The 782-nt window shown below is 67.6% G+C and carries 1 protein-coding gene; it reads left to right on the forward strand.

Annotated features, from left to right (window positions below):
* Nucleotides 1-782 (forward strand): endo-1,4-beta-xylanase (locus KBX06_RS27485; protein WP_210839965.1); only part of this gene is annotated, 782 nt, incomplete at both ends.

Raw genomic sequence — 782 nt, forward strand, 5'->3', positions numbered from 1 at the left:
AACCGGGAGTTCAACAGTGTGACTCCCGAGAACGAGATGAAGATCGACGCGACCGAGCCGCAGCAGAACCAGTTCACCTTCGGCAACGCCGACCGGATCGTCAACCACGCCCTCGGCCGGGGGATGAAGGTGCGCGGCCACACCCTGGCCTGGCACTCGCAGCAGCCCGGCTGGATGCAGAACATGTCCGGCAGCGCCCTGCGTTCCGCGATGCTGAACCACGTCACCCGCGTCGCCACCTACTACCGCGGAAAGATCGACTCGTGGGACGTGGTGAACGAGGCGTTCGCCGACGGCAGCAGCGGAGCCCGCCGCGACTCCAACCTCCAACGCACCGGCAACGACTGGATCGAAGCGGCGTTCCGGGCCGCCCGGGCCGCCGACCCCGGCGCCAAGCTCTGCTACAACGACTACAACACCGACGACTGGACGCACGCCAAGACCCAGGCCGTCTACAACATGGTCCGCGACTTCAAGACCCGCGGCGTACCGATCGACTGCGTCGGCCTCCAGTCGCACTTCAACAGCGGCTCGCCCTACCCGGGCAACTACCGCACCACCCTGTCCAGCTTCGCCGCACTCGGCGTCGACGTCCAGATCACCGAACTCGACATCGAGGGCTCCGGCACCAGCCAGGCCACCGCCTACCGCAACGTGGTCAACGACTGCCTCGCCGTCGCCCGCTGCACCGGCATCACCGTCTGGGGCATCCGCGACACCGACTCCTGGCGGGCCAGCGGCACCCCGCTGCTCTTCGACGGCAACGGCAACAAGAAGCCGGC

Origin of the sequence: Micromonospora sp. C31, from assembly GCF_018070575.1 — a bacterium.
In the GTDB taxonomy this organism is placed as follows: Bacteria; Actinomycetota; Actinomycetes; order Mycobacteriales; family Micromonosporaceae; genus Micromonospora.